This is a genomic window from Actinacidiphila guanduensis, assembly GCF_900103985.1.
Taxonomy (GTDB): domain Bacteria; phylum Actinomycetota; class Actinomycetes; order Streptomycetales; family Streptomycetaceae; genus Actinacidiphila; species Actinacidiphila guanduensis.
Genome location: NZ_FNIE01000007.1, coordinates 43,861 through 65,840 on the forward strand (window position 1 = coordinate 43,861; position 21,980 = coordinate 65,840).

15 protein-coding genes and 1 other RNA gene are annotated in these 21,980 nt (G+C 74.8%); 14 read left to right on the forward strand and 2 right to left on the reverse strand.

The genetic code is table 11. The annotated features are described in order from the left end of the window. Nucleotides 1–7: 7 nt before the first annotated feature. The 7 genes from smpB (at nt 8) to BLR33_RS16540 (ending at nt 9,272) form a co-directional block, all read left to right on the forward strand. Nucleotides 8–487, forward strand: a complete 480-nt coding sequence (gene smpB, locus BLR33_RS16510; RefSeq protein WP_093785254.1) for an SsrA-binding protein SmpB — start codon at nt 8–10, stop codon at nt 485–487. 128 nt (nt 488–615) lie between these two features. After that, nucleotides 616–1,002: a transfer-messenger RNA gene (ssrA, locus tag BLR33_RS16515) on the forward strand. Nucleotides 1,003–1,392: 390 nt separating this feature from the next. Continuing rightward, nucleotides 1,393–2,745 (forward strand): nitrate/nitrite transporter, encoded by a 1,353-nt coding sequence (locus BLR33_RS16520; protein ID WP_093785255.1) that lies wholly within the window; start codon nt 1,393–1,395, stop codon nt 2,743–2,745. Nucleotides 2,746–2,990: 245 nt separating this feature from the next. Continuing rightward, complete coding sequence (locus tag BLR33_RS16525; protein ID WP_093785256.1) at nt 2,991–4,157, forward strand: uroporphyrinogen-III synthase; 1,167 nt, start codon at nt 2,991–2,993, stop codon at nt 4,155–4,157. Between the two features lie 538 nt (nt 4,158–4,695). Then, a complete protein-coding gene (locus BLR33_RS16530; RefSeq protein ID WP_093785257.1) occupies nt 4,696–6,966 on the forward strand; it encodes a HelD family protein in 2,271 nt (756 codons plus the stop codon). 367 nt (nt 6,967–7,333) lie between these two features. Continuing rightward, complete coding sequence (locus BLR33_RS16535) at nt 7,334–8,776, forward strand: NAD-dependent malic enzyme (RefSeq protein ID WP_093785258.1); 1,443 nt, start codon at nt 7,334–7,336, stop codon at nt 8,774–8,776. A 214-nt stretch (nt 8,777–8,990) separates the two neighbouring features. Beyond that, nucleotides 8,991–9,272 (forward strand): HU family DNA-binding protein, encoded by a 282-nt coding sequence (locus BLR33_RS16540; RefSeq protein ID WP_093785259.1) that lies wholly within the window; start codon nt 8,991–8,993, stop codon nt 9,270–9,272. 198 nt (nt 9,273–9,470) lie between these two features. Here the strand turns inward: BLR33_RS16540 and murA are convergent, their stop codons facing one another. Continuing rightward, nucleotides 9,471–10,847, reverse strand: a complete 1,377-nt coding sequence (gene murA / locus BLR33_RS16545; RefSeq protein ID WP_093785260.1) for a UDP-N-acetylglucosamine 1-carboxyvinyltransferase — start codon at nt 10,845–10,847, stop codon at nt 9,471–9,473. A gap of 155 nt (nt 10,848–11,002) precedes the next feature. Here murA and BLR33_RS16550 point away from each other — a divergent pair, with 155 nt between their 5' ends. From BLR33_RS16550 to BLR33_RS16580, 7 genes are all read left to right on the forward strand, one after another. After that, nucleotides 11,003–11,587, forward strand: coding sequence for a YqgE/AlgH family protein (locus tag BLR33_RS16550; RefSeq protein ID WP_093785541.1), 585 nt, complete (start codon nt 11,003–11,005; stop codon nt 11,585–11,587). A 27-nt stretch (nt 11,588–11,614) separates the two neighbouring features. Beyond that, nucleotides 11,615–11,917 carry a DUF3039 domain-containing protein gene (locus BLR33_RS16555; RefSeq protein WP_093785261.1) on the forward strand — a complete coding sequence of 101 codons (303 nt, stop codon included), beginning with the start codon at nt 11,615–11,617 and terminating at the stop codon, nt 11,915–11,917. Between the two features lie 58 nt (nt 11,918–11,975). Next, entirely contained in the window at nt 11,976–13,166 is a 1,191-nt protein-coding gene (locus BLR33_RS16560) for a tetratricopeptide repeat protein (protein ID WP_093785262.1), read from the forward strand. Between the two features lie 359 nt (nt 13,167–13,525). Next, entirely contained in the window at nt 13,526–15,196 is a 1,671-nt protein-coding gene (locus BLR33_RS16565) for a beta-N-acetylhexosaminidase (RefSeq protein WP_245771461.1), read from the forward strand. Between the two features lie 287 nt (nt 15,197–15,483). Then, nucleotides 15,484–16,356, forward strand: coding sequence for an FAD binding domain-containing protein (locus BLR33_RS16570; protein ID WP_093785264.1), 873 nt, complete (start codon nt 15,484–15,486; stop codon nt 16,354–16,356). Continuing rightward, nucleotides 16,353–18,458, forward strand: a complete 2,106-nt coding sequence (locus BLR33_RS16575; RefSeq protein ID WP_093785265.1) for a (2Fe-2S)-binding protein — start codon at nt 16,353–16,355, stop codon at nt 18,456–18,458. Before BLR33_RS16570 ends, BLR33_RS16575 begins: the two co-directional genes overlap by 4 nt. 43 nt (nt 18,459–18,501) lie before the next feature. Beyond that, nucleotides 18,502–20,799, forward strand: a complete 2,298-nt coding sequence (locus BLR33_RS16580; RefSeq protein ID WP_245771481.1) for a xanthine dehydrogenase family protein molybdopterin-binding subunit — start codon at nt 18,502–18,504, stop codon at nt 20,797–20,799. Between the two features lie 243 nt (nt 20,800–21,042). Here BLR33_RS16580 and BLR33_RS16585 read toward each other — a convergent pair whose 3' ends face one another. Next, nucleotides 21,043–21,768 (reverse strand): isocitrate lyase/PEP mutase family protein, encoded by a 726-nt coding sequence (locus BLR33_RS16585; protein WP_093785267.1) that lies wholly within the window; start codon nt 21,766–21,768, stop codon nt 21,043–21,045. Between the last annotated feature and the right edge of the window lie 212 nt (nt 21,769–21,980).

Here is a 21,980-nt window from a genome sequence, read left to right on the forward strand (position 1 = left end):
ATCGGCTATGGCTAAAGACACGGGTCGCAAGATGATCGCGCAGAACAAGAAGGCGCGGCACGATTACCACATCCTCGACACCTACGAGGCGGGGCTGGTGCTGACCGGCACCGAGGTGAAGTCGCTGCGCCTGGGCCGCGCGTCGCTCGTCGACGGCTTCGCCCAGCTCGACGGCGGGGAGGCGTACCTCCACAACATCCACATCCCCGAGTACACCCAGGGCACCTGGACCAACCACGCGGCCCGCCGCAAGCGCAAGCTGCTGCTGCACCGGGCCGAGATCGACAAGCTGGACCAGAAGTCCCAGGAGAGCGGCCACACCGTGGTCCCGCTCGCGCTGTACTTCAAGGACGGCCGGGTGAAGGTCGAGATCGCGCTGGCCAAGGGCAAGAAGGAGTACGACAAGCGGCAGACGCTGCGGGAGAAGCAGGACCGGCGCGAGGCCGACCGCGCCATGTCCGCCGCCCGCCGCAAGCAGCGCGGCTGAGCCGCCCGCGCGGGCGCCGCTCCGCCCGCCGCACCCGGCGGGAATACGGTGGCCCCCGCGGGCGCTGATCCCTTACGATGGTCACAGCACCGCGGGTTCGCCCGGCGTGCACCTTGAAAACACCACATGGGGATGATCGGTTTCGACTGGGGATGTCGAAGCAGGGGAAGCGAGCCGAGGAAGCGGCAATGATCTCGTTAACCATATGCCGAAACCAATAATCGCCAATTCCAAGCGCGATTCCTCCGCCTTCGCTCTCGCTGCCTGATTAGCAGCTAGCGAAGACTCCGCGGAGTGTCAGCCCGGGGCTGTTCCCGACCCGGATCCTGGCATCAGCTAGGGAACTCAACCGCCGCGCCCGGCCACGGGGCGCAGCGGGAAACCTCACAGTGGCTGGGCCCGTCGGCGGCTTGTCCGCGTGACCGCCGGGGCCGAGAAAAGCACAGCGGACTGCGCTCGGAGAAGCCCTGGTTCCGCACCACAGGACGCGGGTTCGATTCCCGCCATCTCCACGAATGCGATAGGCGAGGTGTGCCCACGGACTGCGTGGGCCGCCTCGCCTTCGTCGTTTTTTGCGCGGCTGCGCCGCGCTGGGCGGGGGGCTCCCGCCCACCCGCACCCCCCGGCACAACCCTCCCCGCTCAAGGGCACCCTTCTGCGGGCGGGCACGGTGCTGGCCTGTACAAGGGTGCCCTTGAGCGCTGGGGCACGGTGCTGTTCCCGTGCTGTGGTGCGCTTGTGGAGGGTGCCGGGGTGGACCCCTGCGGCGGGGAGCCGCCCTCACAGGAGAGAAGCCGCGCTCGTGAGTGAAGGGTTGCGCTTGGTTCACGGGTGGGGGTCCCGCGGCGAAATGAAAGCTTCCTAGGTTCGGGTCCGATGTCGGGCGGAGCCAGGAGGCGGACGCGATGGGCCGGTGGATCGAGCGGTGGGAACCCGAGGACGAGAGCTTCTGGAACGAGGGCGGCGGGCGCCGGGTCGCGGCCCGCAACCTCGCCTTCTCCGTGCTGAGCGAGCACATCGGCTTCTCGGTGTGGAGCCTGTGGTCGGTGATGGTGCTGTTCATGGGCCCGGCCTACGGGCTCGACGCGGCTGACAAGTTCTTCCTCGTCGCCATGCCGACCCTGGTCGGCGGCCTGCTCCGGGTCCCCTACACCTTCGCCGTCGCCCTCTTCGGCGGCCGCAACTGGACCGTGGTCAGCGCGCTGCTGCTCCTGGTGCCCACCGTCACCGCCGCCTTCGTCGTCAAACCGGGCGTCTCCTACGGGGAGTTGATGGTGGTCGCCGCGCTCACCGGCGTCGGCGGCGGCAACTTCGCCTCCTCGATGACGAACATCAACGCCTTCTACCCGCTGCGCGAGAAGGGCTGGGCGCTGGGCCTGAACGCCGGCGGCGGCAACGTCGGGGTGGCCGCGATCCAGCTCGTCGGCCTGCTGGTCATCGGCACCGCGGGCGCCGCCCACCCGCGGCTGGTGCTCGCCGTCTACATCCCCCTGATCGTGGTGGCCGCCGTGCTCGCCGCGCTGTTCATGGACAACCTCGCCCCGGTGCGCAACGACACCGGGGCCGCCGTGGACGCCGCGCGCGACCCGCACACCTGGATCATGGCGCTGCTGTACGTCGGCACCTTCGGCTCGTTCATCGGCTACAGCTTCGCCTTCGGGCTGGTGCTGCAGAACCAGTTCGGCCGCACCCCGCTGCAGGCCGCCGACCTGACCTTCATCGGGCCGCTGCTCGGCTCGATGGCCCGCCCGGTCGGCGGGCGGCTGGCCGACCGGTTCGGCGGCGGCCGGATCACCTGGTGGAACTTCCTGGCGATGGCGGCGGCCACCGGCGTGGTCGTCGCGGCCTCGCAGGCGAAGTCGCTGGCCGCCTTCCTCGTCGGCTTCATCGCGCTGTTCGCGCTGAGCGGGCTCGGCAACGGGTCGTCGTACAAGATGATCCCCGGCATCTTCCAGCGCAAGGCCGAGGCGCGGGGGCTGACCGGCGAGGCCGCCGCGGCCCACGGGCGGCGGCTGTCGGGCGCGTCCATGGGGCTGATCGGCGCGGTCGGGGCGCTCGGCGGCGTCGCGATCAACCTCGCCTTCCGCGAGGCGTTCCTGCACGGCGGCAGCGGCACCCCCGCGTTCGTCGCCTTCCTCGCCTTCTACGCGGTGTGCTTCGCGGTCACCTGGGCCGTATACCTGCGGCCCGCCGTACGGACGGCGGCCGCGACGGGGATGGCCGCCACCACGGCGGCTACCGCCTACGCGGAGGTCTGAGCCGGGCCCGGCGCGCGTAACACCCGGGACATGCGGACGAACCGCACCCGACACGGCCGCTTGGGAAGGTGAGCCGGTCGGGGGCGGTCTCCGGCGGGTGGTACGGCGGCGTACGGGAGCGCCCCGGCGGCCCGGCGTACGGCCGGTTCGACGGTGGGCAGGGGCATGACGGCGGGCGCGCCGCTCCGGCGGGTTCGGCGGGGTTCGGCAGGTACGGCGGTACGGCAACGAGGCGGGACTGGGCGATGGCAGCGGAATTTCCCGGCAGGACGGCGTACGACGGCGTGCCCCCGCTCGCCGGGTTCACCGTGGGGGTGACCGCCGCACGGCGGGCCGACGAGCTGGCGGCCCTGCTGGAGCGGCGGGGCGCGAGCGTGCTGCGGGCCCCCTCGCTGCGGATCGTGCCCCTCTCCGACGACGCCGAGCTGCTCGCCACGACCGAGCAGCTGCTCCACCGGCCGCCGGACGTGGTGGTCGCCACCACCGCGATCGGCTTCCGCGGCTGGATCGAGGCCGCCGACGGCTGGGGCCTGGGTGAGGAACTGCTGCGCCGCCTCGGCGAGGCCGAACTGCTCGCCCGCGGGCCCAAGGTGACCGGCGCCCTGCGCGCGGCCGGGCTCAAGGAGACCTGGTCGCCGGCCTCGGAGTCGATAGCCGAGGTGCTGGAACGGCTGCTGGAGGAGGGCGTCGAGGGGCGGTGCGTGGCCGTGCAGCTGCACGGCGAGCCGCTGCCCGGCTTCAGCGAGGCGCTGCGGGTGGCCGGCGCGCGGGTGGTCGCCGTGCCGGTGTACCGGTGGATGCCGCCGGAGGACGTGGCCCCGATGGACCGGCTGCTCGACGCCGTCTCCGCCGGCGCGCTCGACGCCGTGAGCTTCACCTCCGCGCCCGCCGCCGCCTCGCTGCTCTCCCGCGCCGAGGAGCGCGGCCGGCTCGACGAGCTGCTCGACGCCTTCCGCGGCGGTGTGCTCGCCGCGTGCGTCGGGCCCTTCACCGCGCTGCCGCTGCAGGCCAGGGACGTGCCGACGGTGCAGCCCGAGCGGTTCCGGCTCGGGCCGCTGGTGCAGCTGATCGCTCGCGAGCTGCCCGGGCGGGTGCGGCCGCTGCCGGTGGCCGGTCACCGGCTGGAGATCCGCGGGCAGGCGGTCGTCGTGGACGGGGAGCTGCGGCCGGTGCCGCCGGCCGGGATGGCGCTGCTGCGGGCGCTCGCGCGGCGGCCCGGCTGGGTGGTGGCCCGGGCCGACCTGCTGCGGGCCCTGCCGGGGGCGGGGCGGGACGAGCACGCCGTCGAGACGGCGATGGCGCGGCTGAGGAGCGCCCTGGGGGCACCGAAGCTGGTGCAGACGGTGGTGAAGCGGGGGTACCGGCTGTCGCTGGACCCGCACGCGGAGTCCAAGTACGCCGCCTCTATTTGACGGGGGCTATTCGCCGTTGGGCTCCTCGCCGTTCCCGGCCGCAGGCCGGTGGGGGTACGGGGGTGCGGCTGCCCGCCGCAGGGGTTCCCGCCGTTCCCGGCCGCAGGCCGGTGGGTGGTACGGCTGCCCGCCGTAGGGGTTCCCGCCGTTCCCGGCCGCAGGCCGGTCCTTGCTTGTGCGCGCAGTTCCCCGCGCCCCCAAGAGCGGCAACCCTTCTGCCCCTGCCTGTCGGTTCCCGGCCGAAGGCTGGTGGCCTCTTCTCGCGCAGTTCCTCCCCCAGGGCTTCGGCTGGGAGGTACCCCCAGCGCCCCTTTTGGGTACGCGTCTGCCCCGTCCCCGCCGTTTCCGGCCGCCGGCCGGCCCCTTGTTGCGCGCGGTTCCTCCCCCAGCGCCCCTCGGGTTCCCGTCTGCCCCTCGCGCGCCGGTCCCGGGCGCAGGCCGGGCAGGGGGTGTTCGGGTGGGCAGGGGGTGGGGGTGTCGCGTACGGTTGCAGGCTGCTCCGTCGGTCGGGGCGAGGAATGGCAGAAGGGGGTTCTGCGTGGCCGCGCAGACCGCAGCAACCGGGGTCAGGGACCAGGAGATCGCCGCCGAGCAGGCGCACCTGGACCTGGTGTACCGCCGTTTGGAGGAGAAGATCCACGAGGCGGAGTTCCTGGTGAGCGACGCCGCCCAGCGGGGGCACGTGGGCACTCCGGGGGCGCTCGCCGAGCGCGACGCCCAGGTCTTCCGCGCGGGCATCCACCTGAACCGGCTCAACAACGAGTACGAGGACTTCCTCTTCGGCCGGATCGACCTGCTGCGCGGCAAGGACGGCAAGAAGGGCCCGGACGGCGCCTACACCTCCGTGGAGCCCGCCGACGACGCGATCGGCCCCGACGCCACCGCCCGGATCGCCGAGACCTTGCACATCGGCCGGATCGGCGTCCTCGACGCGGACTACGCCCCCCTGGTGATCGACTGGCGCGCGCCGGCCGCGGCACCGTTCTACCGCTCCACTCCCGTCGCCCCCGGCCGGGTCGTGCGCCGCCGGGTGATCCGCTCCAAGGGGCGCCGGGTGCTCGGCATCGAGGACGACCTGCTCCGCCCCGAGCTGGACACCGGCCTGCCGGTGGTCGGCGACGGCGCCCTGATGGCCGCGCTCGGCCAGGCCCGCACGCACTCCATGCGCGACATCGTGGCCAGCATCCAGGCCGAGCAGGACATGGTGATCCGCGCGCCCGCCGCCTCCGTGACCGAGGTCACCGGCGGCCCCGGCACGGGCAAGACCGCCGTCGCCCTGCACCGGGCGGCCTACCTGCTCTACCAGGACCGGCGCCGCTACGCCGGCGGCATCCTGTGCGTGAGCCCCACCCCGCTGCTCGTCGCCTACACCGAGGGCGTGCTGCCCTCGCTCGGCGAGGAGGGCCAGGTGGCGATCCGCGCGGTCGGCTCGCTGGTCGAGGGCGTGACCGCCGACCTCTACGACGAGCCCGCCACGGCCCGGGTCAAGGGCTCGCTGCGGATGCAGAAGGTGCTGCGCAACGCCGCCCGCGGCTGCCTGGAGCTGCCCGAACCCGGCGGGCCGGGCGTGCCCACCCGGCTGCGGGTGGTCGCCTTCGGCCGCCGCCTGGAACTCTCCGGGGAGGAGCTCGCCGAGGTCCGCCGCCAGGCGCTGAGCGGCACCGCCCCGGTGAACGTGCTGCGCCCGCGGGCCCGCCGGCTGCTGCTGGACGCGCTGTGGCGCAGGACCGGGCGCCGCTTCGACGACGCCGAACTCGCCGCCGAGGAGCGGCAGGGCTTCGACGAGGACGTCAGCACCGAGCCGGAGTTCACCGCCTTCCTGGACGCCTGGTGGCCGGTGCTGCAGCCGCGCCGGGTGCTGGCCGCGCTCGCCGACGACCGGCAGCTGTCCCGCTGGGCCCGCCGGGTGCTCACCGGGGCCGAGGTGCGCCGGGTGGCCCGCTCGCTGCGCCGGGAGGGCACCTCGGTGCACGACGTGGCGCTGCTGGACGAGCTGGACATGCTGCTGGGCGCCCCGCCGCGCGAGCGCAAGCGCGAGATCGACCCGCTGGACCAGCTCACCGGCCTGGACGAGCTGATGCCGCAGGCCCGCGAGGAGAGCGAGCGGGAGCGGGCCGAGCGGCTGGCCAGGGAGCGCACCGAGTACGCGCATGTGATCGTCGACGAGGCGCAGGACCTCACGCCGATGCAGTGGCGGATGGTCGGCCGGCGCGGGCGCACCGCCACCTGGACGATCGTCGGCGACCCCGCGCAGAGTTCCTGGACGGACGTCGAGGAGGCCGACCGGGCCCGCGACGAGGCGCTGGGCACCCGCCCGCGCCGCCGCTTCACCCTCACCGTCAACTACCGCAACCCCGCCGAGATCGCCGAGGCCGCCAACGTGGTCCTGCGCCTTGCCATGCCGGGCACCCGCCCGCCCAGCGCGGTGCGCTCCACCGGTGTCCAGCCGCGCTACGACGCCGCGGGCGACGATCTGGCCGCCGATGTCCGGGCCGCGGCCCAGCGGCTGCTCGCCGAGGTGGACGGCACGGTCGGCGTCGTCACGGCGATGCACCGCAGGGCCGAGGCGCGCGGCTGGCTCGAAGGGCTCGGCGACCGCGTCGTCGCGCTGGGCAGCCTTGAGGCCAAGGGCCTGGAATACGACGCCACGCTCGTGGTCTCCCCGGCGGAGATCGCCGAGGAGTCGCCGGCCGGCCTGCGCGTCCTCTATGTGGCGCTCACCCGGGCGACCCAGCGCCTCTCGGTGCTCTCCACCTCCCGCGACCTGCCCGACGAGCACGGCGTCCCGGACCTGCTGAAGGCCGACTGAGGGACCCGCGCGGGGCGTTCGGCGGAAATTTACGATCGGCGGGAAGTGTCCGGGGGCAGGGTTTGTTAGCCTAGGTGAGGCACCGGCCCGATCCAAGCCCCCGGGCCCAACCTTAGGCGCTTCGAGCGCCCACTTGCCGCGAGGCGAGCATGGCGGGTCGGTGTCGCAGCGTGGACGGGGTCCCCTCCGAGTGAGGGGGCCCCGTTCTTCTGTGTTCTTCTGTGTTCTGCTGTGTTTTTCTTCTGTTGTGCGCGCGTTCCCCCGCAAGCCTTCCGGTGGCGGCGGCGCGACCCCCGTTCACGCTTACTCACAGGTAGGTGGAACGATCGCACCGCAGGGCCCGACAGGAACGTGGAAGAAGGTCGTCATGGCAACGGCGCCGAGCGTCTCGTACTCGATCACCGTACGGCTGGAGGTCCCCGCCAGCGGGGGCGCGGTCGGGCGGCTCACCACCGCGGTCGAGTCGTCGGGCGGCTCCGTCACCGGTCTTGACGTCACCGCCTCCGGCCACGAGCGGCTGCGCATCGACGTCACGATCGCCGCCACCTCGACCGCGCACGCCGACGAGATCGTCAGCAAGCTGCGCTCCATCGAGGGCGTCGTCATCGGGAAGGTCTCCGACCGTACGTTCCTGATGCACCTGGGCGGCAAGATCGAGATGGCCTCCAAGCACCCGATCCGCAACCGCGACGACCTGTCGATGGTCTACACGCCGGGCGTGGCGCGGGTGTGCATGGCGATCGCGGAGAACCCCGAGGACGCCCGCCGGCTGACCATCAAGCGCAACTCGGTGGCCGTGGTCACCGACGGCTCGGCGGTGCTGGGCCTGGGCAACATCGGGCCGAAGGCCGCCCTGCCGGTGATGGAGGGCAAGGCCGCGCTGTTCAAGCGGTTCGCCGGGATCGACGCCTGGCCGCTGTGCCTGGACACCCAGGACACCGACGAGATCGTGGCGATCGTGAAGGCGATCGCCCCCGGCTTCGCCGGCATCAACCTGGAGGACATCTCCGCCCCGCGCTGCTTCGAGATCGAGGCGCGGCTGCGCGAGGCGCTGGACATCCCCGTCTTCCACGACGACCAGCACGGCACCGCGATCGTGGTGCTGGCCGCGCTCACCAACGCGCTGCGCTGCGTCGGCAAGGAGATCGGCGACCTGCGGGTGGTGATGTCGGGCGCGGGCGCGGCCGGCACCGCGATCCTGAAGCTGCTGCTGGCCGCGGGCGTCAAGCACGCGGTGGTCGCCGACATCCAGGGCGTGGTGCACGCCGGGCGCTCCGACCTGGTGGACGGCGACCCCGGCTCCGCGCTGCGCTGGATCGCCGACAACACCAACCCGGAGAACGTCACGGGCACGCTGAAGGAGGCCGTGGTCGGCGCCGACGTCTTCATCGGCGTCTCGGCGCCCAACGTGCTGGACGGCTCCGACATCGCCCGGATGGCCGACGGCGCCATCGTCTTCGCGCTGGCCAACCCCGACCCGGAGGTGGACCCGGCCGCGGCCCGCGAGAGTGCCGCGGTGGTCGCGACCGGCCGCAGCGACTTCCCCAACCAGATCAACAACGTGCTGGTCTTCCCGGGAGTCTTCCGCGGCCTGCTGGACGCCCAGTCCCGCACGGTGAACACCGAGATGATGCTGGCGGCCGCGCGGGCGCTGGCGAGCGTGGTCGGCGACGACGAGCTGAACCCCAACTACATCGTGCCCAGCGTCTTCAACGACCGCGTCGCGGGCGCCGTCGCCGGCGCCGTCCGGGAGGCCGCCCAGGCCCAGGACCCGGCCCGCCAGGCCCCCTTCCCGGCGCAGGGCGCCTGACGCCCGCCGGGCCGCCGCCGGGCCCGCGCCGCCGCCGGAACGGGGGTCCGGCGGCCCCCGCACGGCCTCTTGCAGCGGTTTTTCCGCGACTCGCGCGGACAGGCGATTGGCTTTCCCCCCATATATGGGGGCAGGATGCAGACCTGGGCGGTGAGGCACACAGCAACAGCTTCGAGCTCGCGCCCCCTGGCAGAAAGAACACGGGAGTACAGATATGAACCGCAGTGAGCTGGTGGCCGCCCTGGCCGACCGCGCCGAGGTGACCCGCAAGGACGCCGACGCCGTGCTGGCCGCGTTCGCCGAGACCGTCGGTGAGATCGTGGCCAAGGGTGACGAGAAGGTCACCATCCCCGGCTTCCTGACCTTCGAGCGCACCCACCGCCAGGCGCGCACCGCCCGCAACCCGCAGACCGGCGAGCCGATCGAGATCCCGGCCGGCTACAGCGTGAAGGTCTCGGCCGGCTCCAAGCTGAAGGAAGCGGCCAAGGGCAAGTGAGCCCCGCGCGGCCGCGCCACCGCGCCGGCCGCGCAGCATCTCGGCAGCACCACAGCAGCAGTACAGCAGAGGGCGGCCGCCCCGACCCTGACGGGTGGGGCGGCCGCCCTCTGCACGCGGTAGGCGCTGTCCTCGGCGTCCTCGGCGCCCTTGGAGGCCGCGGTCGCACGGGGAGCGCCCTCGGCGCCCCCAGGGGCCTCAGGCCACCGCGGTGGTGTGGCCGGGGCCGCCCTGGGCGCCCAGCGCGGGCTTGGGCAGCTCGATGTCGCCGCCGAGGTCGGTCAGCTTGGTGAGGAAGTTCTCGTAGCCGCGGTTGATCAGGCTGATGCCGTGCACCCGCGAGGTGCCCTGCGCGGCCAGCGCCGCGATCAGGTACGAGAAGCCGCCGCGCAGGTCGGGGATGACCAGGTCGGCGCCCTGCAGCTTGGTCGGGCCCGACACCACCGCCGAGTGCAGGAAGTTGCGCTGCCCGAACCGGCAGGCGCTGCCGCCCAGGCACTCGCGGTAGAGCTGGATGTGGGCGCCCATCTGGTTGAGCGCCTCGGTGAAGCCCAGCCGCGACTCGTAGACCGTCTCGTGGACGATGGACAGCCCCGACGCCTGGGTGAGCGCGACCACCAGCGGCTGCTGCCAGTCGGTCTGGAAGCCCGGATGCACGTCCGTCTCCAGCGCGATGGCCTTCAGCGGGCCGCCCGGGTGGAAGAAGCGGATGCCGTCGTCGTCGATCTCGAAGGCGCCGCCGACCCGGCGGAAGGTGTTCAGGAACGTCATCATCGAGCGCTGCTGCGCCCCGCGGACGTAGATGTTCCCCTCGGTGGCCAGCGCCGCGCTCGCCCACGAGGCCGCCTCCAGGCGGTCGGGCAGCGCCCGGTGGGTGTAGCCGTCGAGGCGGTCCACGCCGGTGATCCGGATGGTGCGGTCGGTGTCCATGGAGATGATCGCGCCCATTTTCTGCAGCACGCAGATGAGGTCCTCGATCTCCGGCTCCACCGCGGCGTTGGTGAGTTCCGTCACGCCCTCGGCGAGCACCGCGGTCAGCAGCACCTGCTCGGTGGAGCCCACCGACGGGTAGGGCAGCCGGATCTTGCAGCCACGCAGCCGCTGCGGCGCCTCCAGGTACTGGCCGTCGGCCCGCTTGTCGATCGTGGCGCCGAACTTGCGCAGCACGTCGAAGTGGAAGTCGATCGGCCGGCCGCCGATGTCGCAGCCGCCCAGGCCCGGGATGAAGGCGTGGCCCAGCCGGTGCAGCAGCGGGCCGCAGAAGAGGATCGGGATCCGCGAGGAGCCGGCGTGCGCGTCGATGTCGGCGACGTTGGCGCTCTCCACCTTGGTGGGGTCGAGCACCAGCTCGCCGGGCTCGTCCCCGCTCTCCACCGTGACCCCGTGCAGCTGCAGCAGGCCGCGCACCACCCGCACGTCGCGGATCTCCGGCACGTTGCGCAGCCGGCTGGGGCCGCTGCCCAGCAGCGCGGCCACCATGGCCTTCGGCACGAGGTTCTTCGCACCTCTTACCCGGATCTCGCCTTCCAGAGGGGTCCCACCGTGGACGAGCAGCACATCGGCGATGTCGGTCATGGATCTCGCGATCGTCGCAGGGTTCATTCGGGCAGGCGCGTCGCGCGGCCGCCGGGTTGACGCGGCCGCGCGGGAACCAAGAAGAGATGGTAATGCGCCTGCTGCCCGCTCCGGCCCAGCCGTTGACCCTCCGCGCGGCCGCCGGTTGGGGGATCATGTGGACCATGACCGAGGTGTCCTCGCTCACCGGGCGACTGCTGGTGGCCACGCCGAAGCTCGCGGACCCCAACTTCGACCGGGCGGTGGTGCTCCTCCTGGACCACGACGCGGAGGGGTCGCTCGGCGTCGTCCTCAACCGGCCCACACCGGTGGGTGTCGGGGATGTGCTGGAGCCCTGGGCCGCGCTCGCGGTCCCGCCCCAGGTGGTCTTCCAGGGCGGCCCGGTCTCGCTGGACTCCGCGCTGGGCCTGGCCGTCATACCCGGTGAGCCCGCCGACGGCGGCGCCGAGCTGCTGGGCTGGCGGCGGGTGCACGGCGCCATCGGCCTGGTCGACCTGGAGGCGCCGCCGGAGCTGCTGGCCGCGGAGCTGGGCGCCCTGCGGATCTTCGCCGGCTACTCCGGCTGGGGCCCGGGGCAGCTGGAGAAGGAACTGGTGGACGGCGCCTGGTACGTGGTGGAGTCCGAGCCCGGCGACGTCTCGGCGCCCGATCCGGAGAAGCTGTGGCGGGCGGTACTGCGCCGCCAGCGCAGCGAGCTGGCGATGGTCGCCACGTATCCCGACGATCCGACTCTCAATTAGGTCGGCTCCTCAACTACGCTGGACGGCATGAGCACTCTTGAGCCCGAGCGCGGGACGGGCACCGGCACCCTGGTCGAGCCGACTCCTCAGGTCTCCCACGGTGACGGCGACCACGAGCGCTACGCGCACTACGTCCAGAAGGACAAGATCATGGCGAGCGCGCTGGAGGGCACGCCCGTCGTCGCACTGTGCGGGAAGGTCTGGGTACCGGGACGGGACCCGAAGAAGTACCCGGTCTGCCCGATGTGCAAGGAGATCTACGACGGCATGCCGGCCGGCGGCGGCGACCGCTCCGGTTCCGGGTCCTCCGGAAGGGGCGGCAACGGCTGAGGGCGACGCGTTCGGCCCGCCGGACGCGCCGGACGACGACGCCGACAGCGGCGAGCGCGTGCACGCGCTGGTCGGGCAGGGCCGGTTCGCCGAGGCGCACGCCGTGGTCAGCGACGCCTTCGTGGAGCGCAACGGCAGCGCCGGCTACCTGCTGCGGGCCTGGGTGCTCGCCCAGGAGCAGCGCCCGGCCGAGGCGCGCGACGCGGTCGACTGGGCGCTGGCGATCGCCGGACCCGGTGAGGCGGGCGACGTCTTCGTGCTCGCCGGTGTGGTCCTGCTGTCGCTGGACGAGGCCCATGCCGCGCTGACGGTGGCGCTGCGGGCCACCGGCGCCGACCCCGACGGCTGGGAGCCCTCCGTGCTCCTGTCCGACGTCTACCGGCGGCTCGGCCGGGTGCCCGACGCCGTGGCCGCCGCCCGCAGGGCCGCGGCCCTCGCGCCCGACGAGCCGGAGGCGCAGGTCGCCCTCGCCCGCTCGCTGTCGGCGGGCCGCAGCCCGCTGGGCCGCATACCGCGCGCCCACCGGGCCGAGCACCGCGCCGCCGTCGAGCGCGCGCTCGCGCTCGGCGCCGTGCCCGGGCAGCTCGTAGCCCCCCGCGGCGGGGCGCTGCTGGGCGGCATGGGGTTCGTGCTCTTCCTCGGCGTGCAGCTCTACCGCATCGAGACCGGTGGCACCTGGGAGCTGCTGGCCGGCGGGGTGGTCCTGGCCGCGACCTTCGCGCTCGTGGCCACCTTGGTCAACATCAGCGCCCGGCGCACCGGCATCAGCGCCCGCAGCCGGCTGCGCGGCATCCGCGCCACCACCCGCACCGAGATGGTGGGCGACGAGTGGCTGTGGCGGATCGCCGCGGTGCACGTGGCCGCGGTGATGCCGCTGCCGGTGCTGGTGACCACCGGGTTGATCGCCGCGCGCGCCTGGCACGGCCACCCGTGGCCGCTGTGGGCGGCGGCGCTGATGGCCGGGCTCGCCCTGGCCGGCGTCTGCGCGATCGTCCTGGCGGTGCCGTGGTGGTACGGCGGGATGTTCGCCCGCCGGATCGCCCGCTACGGGGGGCTGTTCCGGATCCAGCTCACCGCGGTGGGGCTGCTGGTCGGCACGACGCTGGCGCTGGCCGTGCGGGGGCGGGCGACGACGACCGACACATGGGCGTCGGTCGCCGCGGCGCACCTCACCTGGACCGTCGGCGGCTGGCTCGCCGCCACCGCGCTCTCCGCGCGCCTCCAGTCCCACCGCCGCCGCGCTCTTTGAACGGGGCGGCTACTCGCCGTTGGGGTTCCTGTCTCGTCGCCGCCTGCCGCGGCGATTCGGCTACGGGGCGGCTTCTCGCCGCGGGGGTTCCCGTACGCCGCCGCCTGCCGCTCGAATGTGGCTTGTCGCGCAGTTCCCCGCGCCCCTGAAAACCTTGCCCTTCGCGCGCACGGCGAGGCCGTACAACCAAGGGGCGCTGGGGGCACCTGCCAGGCGGAGCTCTGGGGGAGGAACTGCGCGACCAGCCATCCTGCGGGCCGCAGGCGGCAACGGCGGCGAACCCCGGCGGCGGGTTGCCCCCGTAGAATGCGGCCGTATTGGTCTATGCCAATTGCGCCGCGCGGGAGAAGATGAACCCCATGGACCTCATCCCCACCCCGAGCCACACCGCCCCGTACTCCGCGGAAGCGAGCTTCACGCTCACCGAGGCGACCGCCCTGGACGCCGGGCCCGGCACCGCGCGTGCCGAGCGCTGGCTGCGCACGTACCTCGGCGCCGCCACGGGGCTGCCCTTCCCGCCGAGTCCCCCGAGTACGAAAGGCGCGGGCGCCCCCGAGCGCGCCGCGGGCGGCACGGTGCGGCTCGCCGTGGACGAGACGGTCAGCGGCGGCCCGGAGGGCTACCGCCTCACTGTCGATCCCGCCTCCGGCGTCCGCGTCACCGGCGGCGGCCCGGCCGGCGTCTTCTGGGGCGTCCAGACGCTGCGCCAGCTGCTCGGCCCGGACGCCTTCCGGCGCGCCCCCCTGCGCCCCCGCACCTGGCAGGTGCCGGCCTGCCACCTCGCCGACGCCCCCCGCTTCGCCTGGCGCGGCCTGCTGCTGGACGTCGCCCGCCACTTCATGCCCAAGGACGGGGTGTTCCGGTACCTGGACCTGATGGCCGCGCACAAGCTCAACGTGCTGCACCTGCACCTGACCGACGACCAGGGCTGGCGGGTCGAGATCCGCCGCCACCCGCGGCTGACGGAGGTCGGTGCCTGGCGCGAGCGCACCAAGGTCGGCCTGCGCGAGTCCACCCGCTGGGACGAGCGCCCGCACGGCGGCTACTACACGCAGGAGGACCTGCGCGAGATCGTCGCCTACGCCGCCGACCGGCACATCACCGTCGTCCCCGAGATCGACCTGCCCGGCCACTCGCAGGCCGCCATCGCCGCCTACCCCGAGCTCGGCAACACCGACGTGCTGGACACCGCCGCCCTCGGCGTCCTCACCCAGTGGGGCGTGAACCCCAACGTGCTCGCCCCGACCGAGGAGATGCTGCGCTTCTACGAGGAGGTCCTCACCGAGGTGCTGGAGATCTTCCCGGGCCCCTTCGTGCACATCGGCGGCGACGAGTGCCCCAAGGAGCAGTGGCGCGCCTCGGCCACCGCCCAGGTGCGGATCAAGGAGCTGGACCTCGCCGACGAGCACGAGCTGCAGAGCCACATCGTGCGGCACTTCGACGCCTGGCTCGCCCGGCGCGGCCGCCGGCTCGTCGGCTGGGAGGAGATCCTGGAGGGCGGCACCGCCGAGGCGGGCCTGACCCCGGGCGCCACCGTGGCCTCCTGGCGCGGTTTCGCCGGCGGCATCGCCGCCGCCAGGGCGGGGCACGACGTGGTGATGTGCCCGGAGACGCACGTCTATCTGGACTGGCGCCAGGCCGACGGGCCGGACGAGCCGGTGCCGATCCGGCACGTGCGCACCCTGGAGGACGTCTACCGCTTCGAGCCCGTCCCGGCCGGGCTCACCGCCGAGCAGGCCGCGCACGTCATCGGCACCCAGGCCAATCTGTGGACCGAGGTGATGGACTCGGCCCGGGTGGTGGACTACATGGCGTTCCCGCGGCTGGCCGCCTTCGCCGAGGTCGCCTGGTCCGACCTGCCGGCGCCCGAGGAGCGCGACTGGGACGGCTTCGAGGCGCGGATGCGCACCCACTACGCCCGCCTGGACGCCCTCGGCGTGGAGTACCGGCCGCCGTCCGGCCCGCTGCCCTGGCAGCGCCGCCCCGGCGTGATCGGCCGCCCCATGGCGGGCCCGCCCCCGGAGCTCTGACCCTTCGCGCCGGCCCCCGCTGTCGTCCGCCGGCCCTGTATCGGCCCCGCGCCGGACCCGTTCGCCCGGTACCGCAAACCGCCCCAACTGCCCGTGGTCGCGGCAATCGCGACTCCGCGCCCGTTCCCAGCGGAGTCGTACGATCGCACCCGGGAGGGGCGGATCGGTACTTCGTGGACCCTCGCGCCGACCGCCCGGGAACATGTGCCAGAGTTGCCACGTCCGGGCTGTCAGCACGTACGGTACGGCTACCGCGTGACGGAGGTAGGCCGGGAAGGGGCAGCTGCGTGAGCACGTATGCAGGGCAGGCGGCGGAGCACGTCACGCTGCCGTCCTCGCTCGACGAGGCGGTGGAGGCGCTGGCCGCCATGCCCAGCGCCGTGCCCGTCGCCGGGGGCACCGACCTCATGGCGGCCGTGAACTCCGGGCTGCTGCGTCCGGCCGCGCTGGTGGGCCTCGGCCGGATCAGCGAGATCCGCGGCTGGCAGTACGCCGACGGCGCCGCCCTGCTCGGCGCGGGACTGACCCACGCCCGCATGGGCCGCCCCGACTTCGCCGCGCTCATCCCCGCCCTGGCCGCCGCCGCCCGCTCGGCCGGACCGCCGCAGATCCGCAACGCGGGCACCCTGGGCGGCAACATCGCCACCGCCGCGCCCACCGGCGACGCCCTGCCGGTGCTGGCCGCCCTGGAGGCCAGCGTGATACTCGCCGGGCCCGAGGGCGACCGCGAACTGCCGGTCAGTCACCTGCTCACGGGGATGGACCCGCTGCGCCCCGGCGAGCTGCTGGCCTTCGTCCGCATCCCGCTGCTGCACGCCCCGCAGACCTTCCTGAAGGCCACCGGCCGCACCGGGCCCGGGCGCGCGGTGGCCTCGGTCGCGCTCGTGGTGGACCCGGCCCGGCGCCAGGTGCGCTGCTCGGTCGGCGCGGTGGCGCCGGTGCCGCTGCGGCCGCTGGAGGCCGAGCAGTGGGTGGCCGGGCTGATCGACTGGGACGGCGAGCGCAGCCTGGCCCCCGAGGCGTGCACGGCCTTCGGTGAATACGTGGCCGCGGCCTGCATCCCCGACCAGCCGGGCGTCGAACTGCCGCCCGCCGCCGTCCAGTTGCGCCGTACCGTGGCCGCACTGTCCCGCCGAGCGCTCGGGAGGGCCCTGGCATGACCGACCGGCAGCCGCACGAGCGGGACCCGCACGGGCAGGACGGCCCGGGCAGCGCCGGAGCCTGGCAGCCCGTGCCCGGCGGCGGGGACTACGACCCCGACCAGACCATGCACGTCTCCTTCGCGGCCCAACTGCCGCCCGAGCCGCGCCCCGGCGAGGACCCCCTGAGCGCCCACGGCCCGGTCGGCCCCGACTACCACCCCGATTACCGGGGCCAGGCCGACCCGGCGGGCGAGGGCGGCCCCGCCGGCCACACCACCGGCTACCCGGGCGACTACGCGGACTACTCCGGCTACCCCGGCCAGGCCCCCTACTACGGCACCCCCGTCTACGGCCGGCACGACACCGCCGCCGAGGACGCCTACCGCGGCCACGAGGGCAGCGGCTACGCCGGGCAGGACTACGACCCCGAGGGCTACGCCCCGCACCAGCCGGGCGGCTACGGCGGGACGCAAGGCGACCCGGCCGGATACGGCGGCCACGAGGGCGGCGTGCCCGACGGGGCCGGGCAGGGCGGCGGTGAGCCCGAGGCGGGGACCGAGCCGGGGCCCGACGCGTCGGCGGCCCGGCCCGCCGACGCGGCCACCACCTGGACGATCCCCGTCATCAGGGACGAGGGCGAGGGGGACTCCGGGGAGTTCTCCGTGGGCGCCTTCGCCCCGCCGCCGTCCTGGGACCAGGCGCCCTCGCCGGCCGCGCCCACCTCGTCGTTCCCGGCGGGCATGTTCGGCCAGGGCGCGGCGGCGGCCAGGGCGGCCGCCGAGGCCGCGGGCACGCCCGCCGAGGGCGGCTCGGCCGAGCCCGCGCAGGACTTCGGGCACGGCTTCCCGCAGGACTTCCCGCCGCCTCCCGAGCAGCACACCGGTCAGGAAAGCGGCCGGGAACCCGCCCAGGAGAACGGGCCGGGGACCGGCGGCGGTCCCTGGGCGCAGCCGTACGGCCAGGACGGCACCGAGGGCGGCCCCTGGCTGCCCGCGCACGCGCCCGCGGCCGACGCCGCCTGGTCGGCCTTCGTGGACGACCCCGACAGCCCGCGCGACCCGGCGCCGCCCCGGCCCGCCCACCCCGCCGGGGAGGCCGGCCACGAGGAGCCGACGGCGCTCCACCTGCCCGAGCAGCGCTCCGGCGACGACGGAGGTTCCCCGGCCGGCGGGGACGGCGGCTTCGGCACCGGGCCCGGTAGCGAGCACGCGGGCGAGGCGGGGGAGGAGGCCGCGGCCGCCGGGAGCGAGGCGTCCGGGCTCCCCGAGGAGCCCGCCGAGGGGGCCGAACCGCCGCACGGCGCCGAGCCGTTCGCGCCCGCGGACAGCGAGGCGGGCGAGACCTTCGGGGCGCCCGCCGAGAAGGAGGGCGCGGGCTCCGAGGGGCCCGGCGACCCCGGCGACCCCGGTACGGCCGCCGCCGACGGCACCCTGCCCGACCCCCTCGCCGAGCCCGGCGCCGACGCCGCCGACACCCCGGACCACCACGGTGACGACTCCGGTGACGACCCGCTCGCCGGGGCCGCCGCCGAACCGGAGCCCGAGCCGCTGCCGGAGACCCGCAGCGAGCACCCGCTGGCCTCGTACATGCTGCGGGTCAACGGCACCGACCGGCCCGTCACCGACGCCTGGCTCGGCGAGTCCCTGCTCTACGTGCTGCGCGAGCGGCTGGGCCTGGCCGGCGCCAAGGACGGCTGCGAGCAGGGCGAGTGCGGGGCCTGCTCGGTGCAGGTGGACGGCCGCCTGGTGGCCTCCTGCCTGGTGCCCGCGGCCACCGCCGCCGGCAGCGAGGTGCGCACCGTGGAGGGCCTGGGCGAGGGCGGCCGCCCCTCCGACGTGCAGCGCGCCCTCGCCGACAGCGGGGCCGTCCAGTGCGGCTTCTGCATCCCCGGCATGGCGATGACGGTGCACGACCTGCTGGAGGGCAACCACCGCCCCACCGACCTCGACGTCCGCCAGGCCCTCAGCGGCAACCTGTGCCGCTGCTCGGGCTACCGCGGGGTGATCGAGGCGGTCCGCCAGGTCGTCGCCACCCGGGCGGCCGAGGACGAGGCGGCCGCCGACGACCACGCCCGGGTGCCGCAGCAGGGCGGGCCCGGCACGCCGGGAGCCGCCGGATGACCGCCGGACGGCCCGACTCGCCCGTGGGAGGCGCCCTGTGAGCATCATCGAAGGCCCCGGGCCGGTCGCCGACACCCTCGCCGGCGCCTCCGCGCACGGCATCGGCGCCTCCGTGCCGCCGGCCGACGCGCTCGCCAAGACCCGCGGCACCTACCCGTACGCGGCCGACCTGTGGGCCGAGGGCCTGCTGTGGGCGGCCGTGCTGCGCTCCCCGCACCCCAGCGCCCGGATCGTGCGCATCGACACCGCCGACGCGCGCGCCATGCCCGGCGTGCGGGCCGTGATCACCCACGAGGACGTGCCCGGCGACGCCATGCACGGCCGGGGCGTCGCCGACCGGCCGGTCTTCGCCCAGGACGTCGTGCGCCACCACGGCGAGCCGATCGCCGCCGTCGCCGCCGACCACCCCGACACCGCCCGGCTGGCCGCCGCCGCGATCCTCGTGGAGTACGAGGTGCTGGACCCCGTCACCGACCCGGAGAAGGCGTTCGCCGCCGAGCCGCTGCACCCCGACGGCAACCTGATCCGGCACATCCCGCTGAGCTTCGGCGACCCGGAGGCGGTCGGCGAGGTCGTGGTCGAGGGCCTGTACCGGGTCGGCCGGCAGGACCCGGCGCCGATCGGCGCCGAGGCCGGGCTCGCGGTGCCGCGCCCGGACGGCGGCGTGGAGCTCTACATCGCCTCCACCGACCCGCACGCCGACCGCGACATCGCCGCCGCCTGCTTCGGCCTGGAGGCCGACCGGGTCAAGGTCGTCGTCACCGGGGTGCCCGGCGCCACCGGCGACCGCGAGGACTCCGGCGTCCAACTGCCGCTCGGGCTGCTGGCGCTGAAGACCGGCTGCCCGGTGAAGTTCGTCGCCACCCGCGAGGAGTCCTTCCTCGGCCACGCCCACCGCCACCCCACCCTGCTGCGCTACCGGCACCACGCCGACGCCGAGGGCCGGCTGGTGAAGGTGGAGGCGCAGATCCTGCTGGACGCCGGCGCCTACGCCGACGCCTCCTCCTCGGCGCTCGCCGCCGCGGTGGCCTTCGCCGCCGGCCCCTACGTGGTGCCGCACGTCTTCGTCGAGGGCTGGGCGGTGCGCACCAACAACCCGCCGTCCGGGCACGTGCGCGGCGAGGGCGCGATGCAGGTCTGCGCGGCCTACGAGGGCCAGATGGACAAGCTCGCCGCCAAGCTCGGCCTGGAGCCCGCCGAGGTCCGCATGCGCAACGTGCTGGCCACCGGCGACCTGCTGCCCACCGGCCAGACGGTGACCTGCCCGGCGCCGGTGGGCGAGCTGCTGAAGGCCGTGCGCGACGCCGACCTGCCGCCGCTGCCCGACGGCGAGGACGAGTCGCAGTGGCTGCTGCCCGGCGGCACCTCCGGCGCGGGCGAGCCCGGCGCGGTCCGCCGCGGGGTCGGCTACGCGCTCGGCATGGTGCACGTGCTCGGCGCCGAGGGCACCGACGAGGTGTCCACCGCGACCGTGCGCATCCACGACGGGCGGGCCACCGTCATCTGCGCCGCGGTGGAGACCGGGCAGGGCTTCACCACGCTGGCCCGCCAGGTCGTCCAGGAGGTGCTGGGTGTGGAGGACGTGCGGGTGCTGCCGGCCGACACCGACCAGCCGCCCGCCGGCCCCGCCGCCCGCGGCCGGCACACGTGGGTGAGCGCGGGCGCGGTGGAGCGGGCCGCGAAGATGGTCCGCACCCAGCTCCTCCAGCCGCTGGCCGCGAAGTTCGGCATGTCGGTGGAGCTGCTGTCCATCGCCGACGGCAAGATCACCTCCTACGACGGGGTGCTCTCCACCACCGTGGCCGAGACGCTCGACGGCAAGGAGCTGTGGGCGACCGCCCAGTGCCGCCCGCACCCCACCGACCGGCTCGACGAGAACGGGCAGGGCGACGCCTTCGTGGGCCTGGCGTTCTGCGCGATCCGCGCGGTGGTCGACGTCGACATCGAGCTGGGCTCGGTGCGGGCGGTGGAGCTGGCCGTCGCCCAGGACGTGGGCCGCGTGCTCAACCCGCGGCAACTGGCGGCCCGGATCGAGGCCGGTGTCACGCAAGGCCTGGGCATGGCGCTGATGGAGGACCTGCGGGCGCCGGGCGGGGTCGTCAAGCGGCCGAACTTCACCGGCTACCCGCTGCCGACCGCGCTGGACGCGCCCGACGTGCGGATCGTGAAGCTGGTCGAGGAGCGGGACGTGGTGGCCCCGTTCGGCGCCAAGGCGGTCTCGGCGGTGCCTGTGGTGACCGCGCCCGCCGCCGTCGCCGCGGCCGTGCGCGCGGCCACCGGGCGCCCGGTTAACCGGCTGCCGATCCGCCCCCAGGCCGCGATCGTCAAACCGCAGGTCTGAGGACGGGCCCCAACGGCGGTCGCCCGCAGGGGCGTTCACGCGGGCAGAACGGACCGGCGCGGCGGGACACGGCGGTCGCGCCGCTGCGGTGCGACTGCGGGCCAGGCGCGCGAAGGGTGCCGAATCTGCGCCCGGGCCGCTGCCGCGCCACTGCGGACCCGGCGGGCCAACGGCGCCGAACCCCCGCCCGGCGGGCCGTCGCCGGCCCCGAATCCCCATGGGAGCCAGGTTCTTGACGCCTGCTCAGCCGCGCAGGCCGCGGGCGGTCTCCGCCAGGACGTGCATCGCCTGCTCCTGGAGGGTGCCGCCGAAGGTGACCCGGGTCGCGCCGAAGGCGCCCAGCTCACGCGGGGACGAACTGCCCGCCCGGCACAGGGCGTTGACCGGCAGCCCGGTCTGCTCGCGGAAGTCCGCGAGGAGTTCGGGCGGGGCGGTGATCGGGTAGAGGCAGTCCGCGCCCGCCTCGGCGTACAGGCGGCCGCGGGCGACGGCCTCGGCGAGCGTGCGATCGCCGCGCAGGAAGGTGTCCACCCGTGCGTTGAGGACGAGGTCGGCTCCCGCCGCGGCCCGTACCGCGGCGAGATAGTCGGCCTGTTCGTGCGGGTCGCGCAGCCGACGGGTGGCCGGGTCGGTGTCCTCCAGGTTGCAGCCGGCCACGCCCGCCGCCAGCAGCCGCTCCACCAACTCCGCGGCGGGCAGCCCGTATCCGGCCTCGACGTCGGCGGTCACGGGTACGTCCACCGCGCGGGCGATCCGCGCGACGGCCGCGAACATCTCGGCGGGCGGGGTGCCTTGGCCGTCCTCGAAGCCGAGCGCGGCCGAGACGCCGGCGCTCGGCGTGGCCAGCGCCTCGAACCCGGCGTCGGCGAACACCCGGGCGGAGGCGGCGTCCCAGGGGCCGGGCAGCACCAGCGGGTCGCCGGCCGCGCGGCCGTGGTGCAGCGCCCGCAGCGCCGCCGCCCCGCTCACGCCGCCACCGCCGGGCCGCGCCCCGCCGCCGGTTCCTGACTCCTGCGGCCCCGCCCGGGGGCCTGTCCTCGCAGCATCATGGCCCCGACCGTACGGCCTGGCCGCCCTCCTCGTGCGGACCACTGGGGCACCCGTTCCGTGGGCCACTTCGCGGGGCACGAGGTGCCCGCGGGGCCGCGGCCAGGGGGAACCGTGCCCGCGGCCGCGGGCGT

Excerpts from the sequence above, each read along its gene's own strand:
- BLR33_RS16525 (WP_093785256.1), top strand. The coding sequence starts at position 2,991 with ATGGCAGCGGAATTTCCCGGCAGGACGGCGTACGACGGCGTGCCCCCG.
- smpB (WP_093785254.1), top strand. The coding sequence starts at position 8 with ATGGCTAAAGACACGGGTCGCAAGATGATCGCGCAGAACAAGAAGGCG.
- BLR33_RS16575 (WP_093785265.1), top strand. The coding sequence starts at position 16,353 with ATGACCGACCGGCAGCCGCACGAGCGGGACCCGCACGGGCAGGACGGC.
- BLR33_RS16565 (WP_245771461.1), top strand. The coding sequence starts at position 13,526 with ATGGACCTCATCCCCACCCCGAGCCACACCGCCCCGTACTCCGCGGAA.
- BLR33_RS16535 (WP_093785258.1), top strand. The coding sequence starts at position 7,334 with ATGGCAACGGCGCCGAGCGTCTCGTACTCGATCACCGTACGGCTGGAG.
- BLR33_RS16555 (WP_093785261.1), top strand. The coding sequence starts at position 11,615 with ATGAGCACTCTTGAGCCCGAGCGCGGGACGGGCACCGGCACCCTGGTC.
- BLR33_RS16520 (WP_093785255.1), top strand. The coding sequence starts at position 1,393 with ATGGGCCGGTGGATCGAGCGGTGGGAACCCGAGGACGAGAGCTTCTGG.
- BLR33_RS16550 (WP_093785541.1), top strand. The coding sequence starts at position 11,003 with ATGTGGACCATGACCGAGGTGTCCTCGCTCACCGGGCGACTGCTGGTG.
- BLR33_RS16540 (WP_093785259.1), top strand. The coding sequence starts at position 8,991 with ATGAACCGCAGTGAGCTGGTGGCCGCCCTGGCCGACCGCGCCGAGGTG.
- murA (WP_093785260.1), bottom strand. The coding sequence starts at position 10,847 with ATGACCGACATCGCCGATGTGCTGCTCGTCCACGGTGGGACCCCTCTG.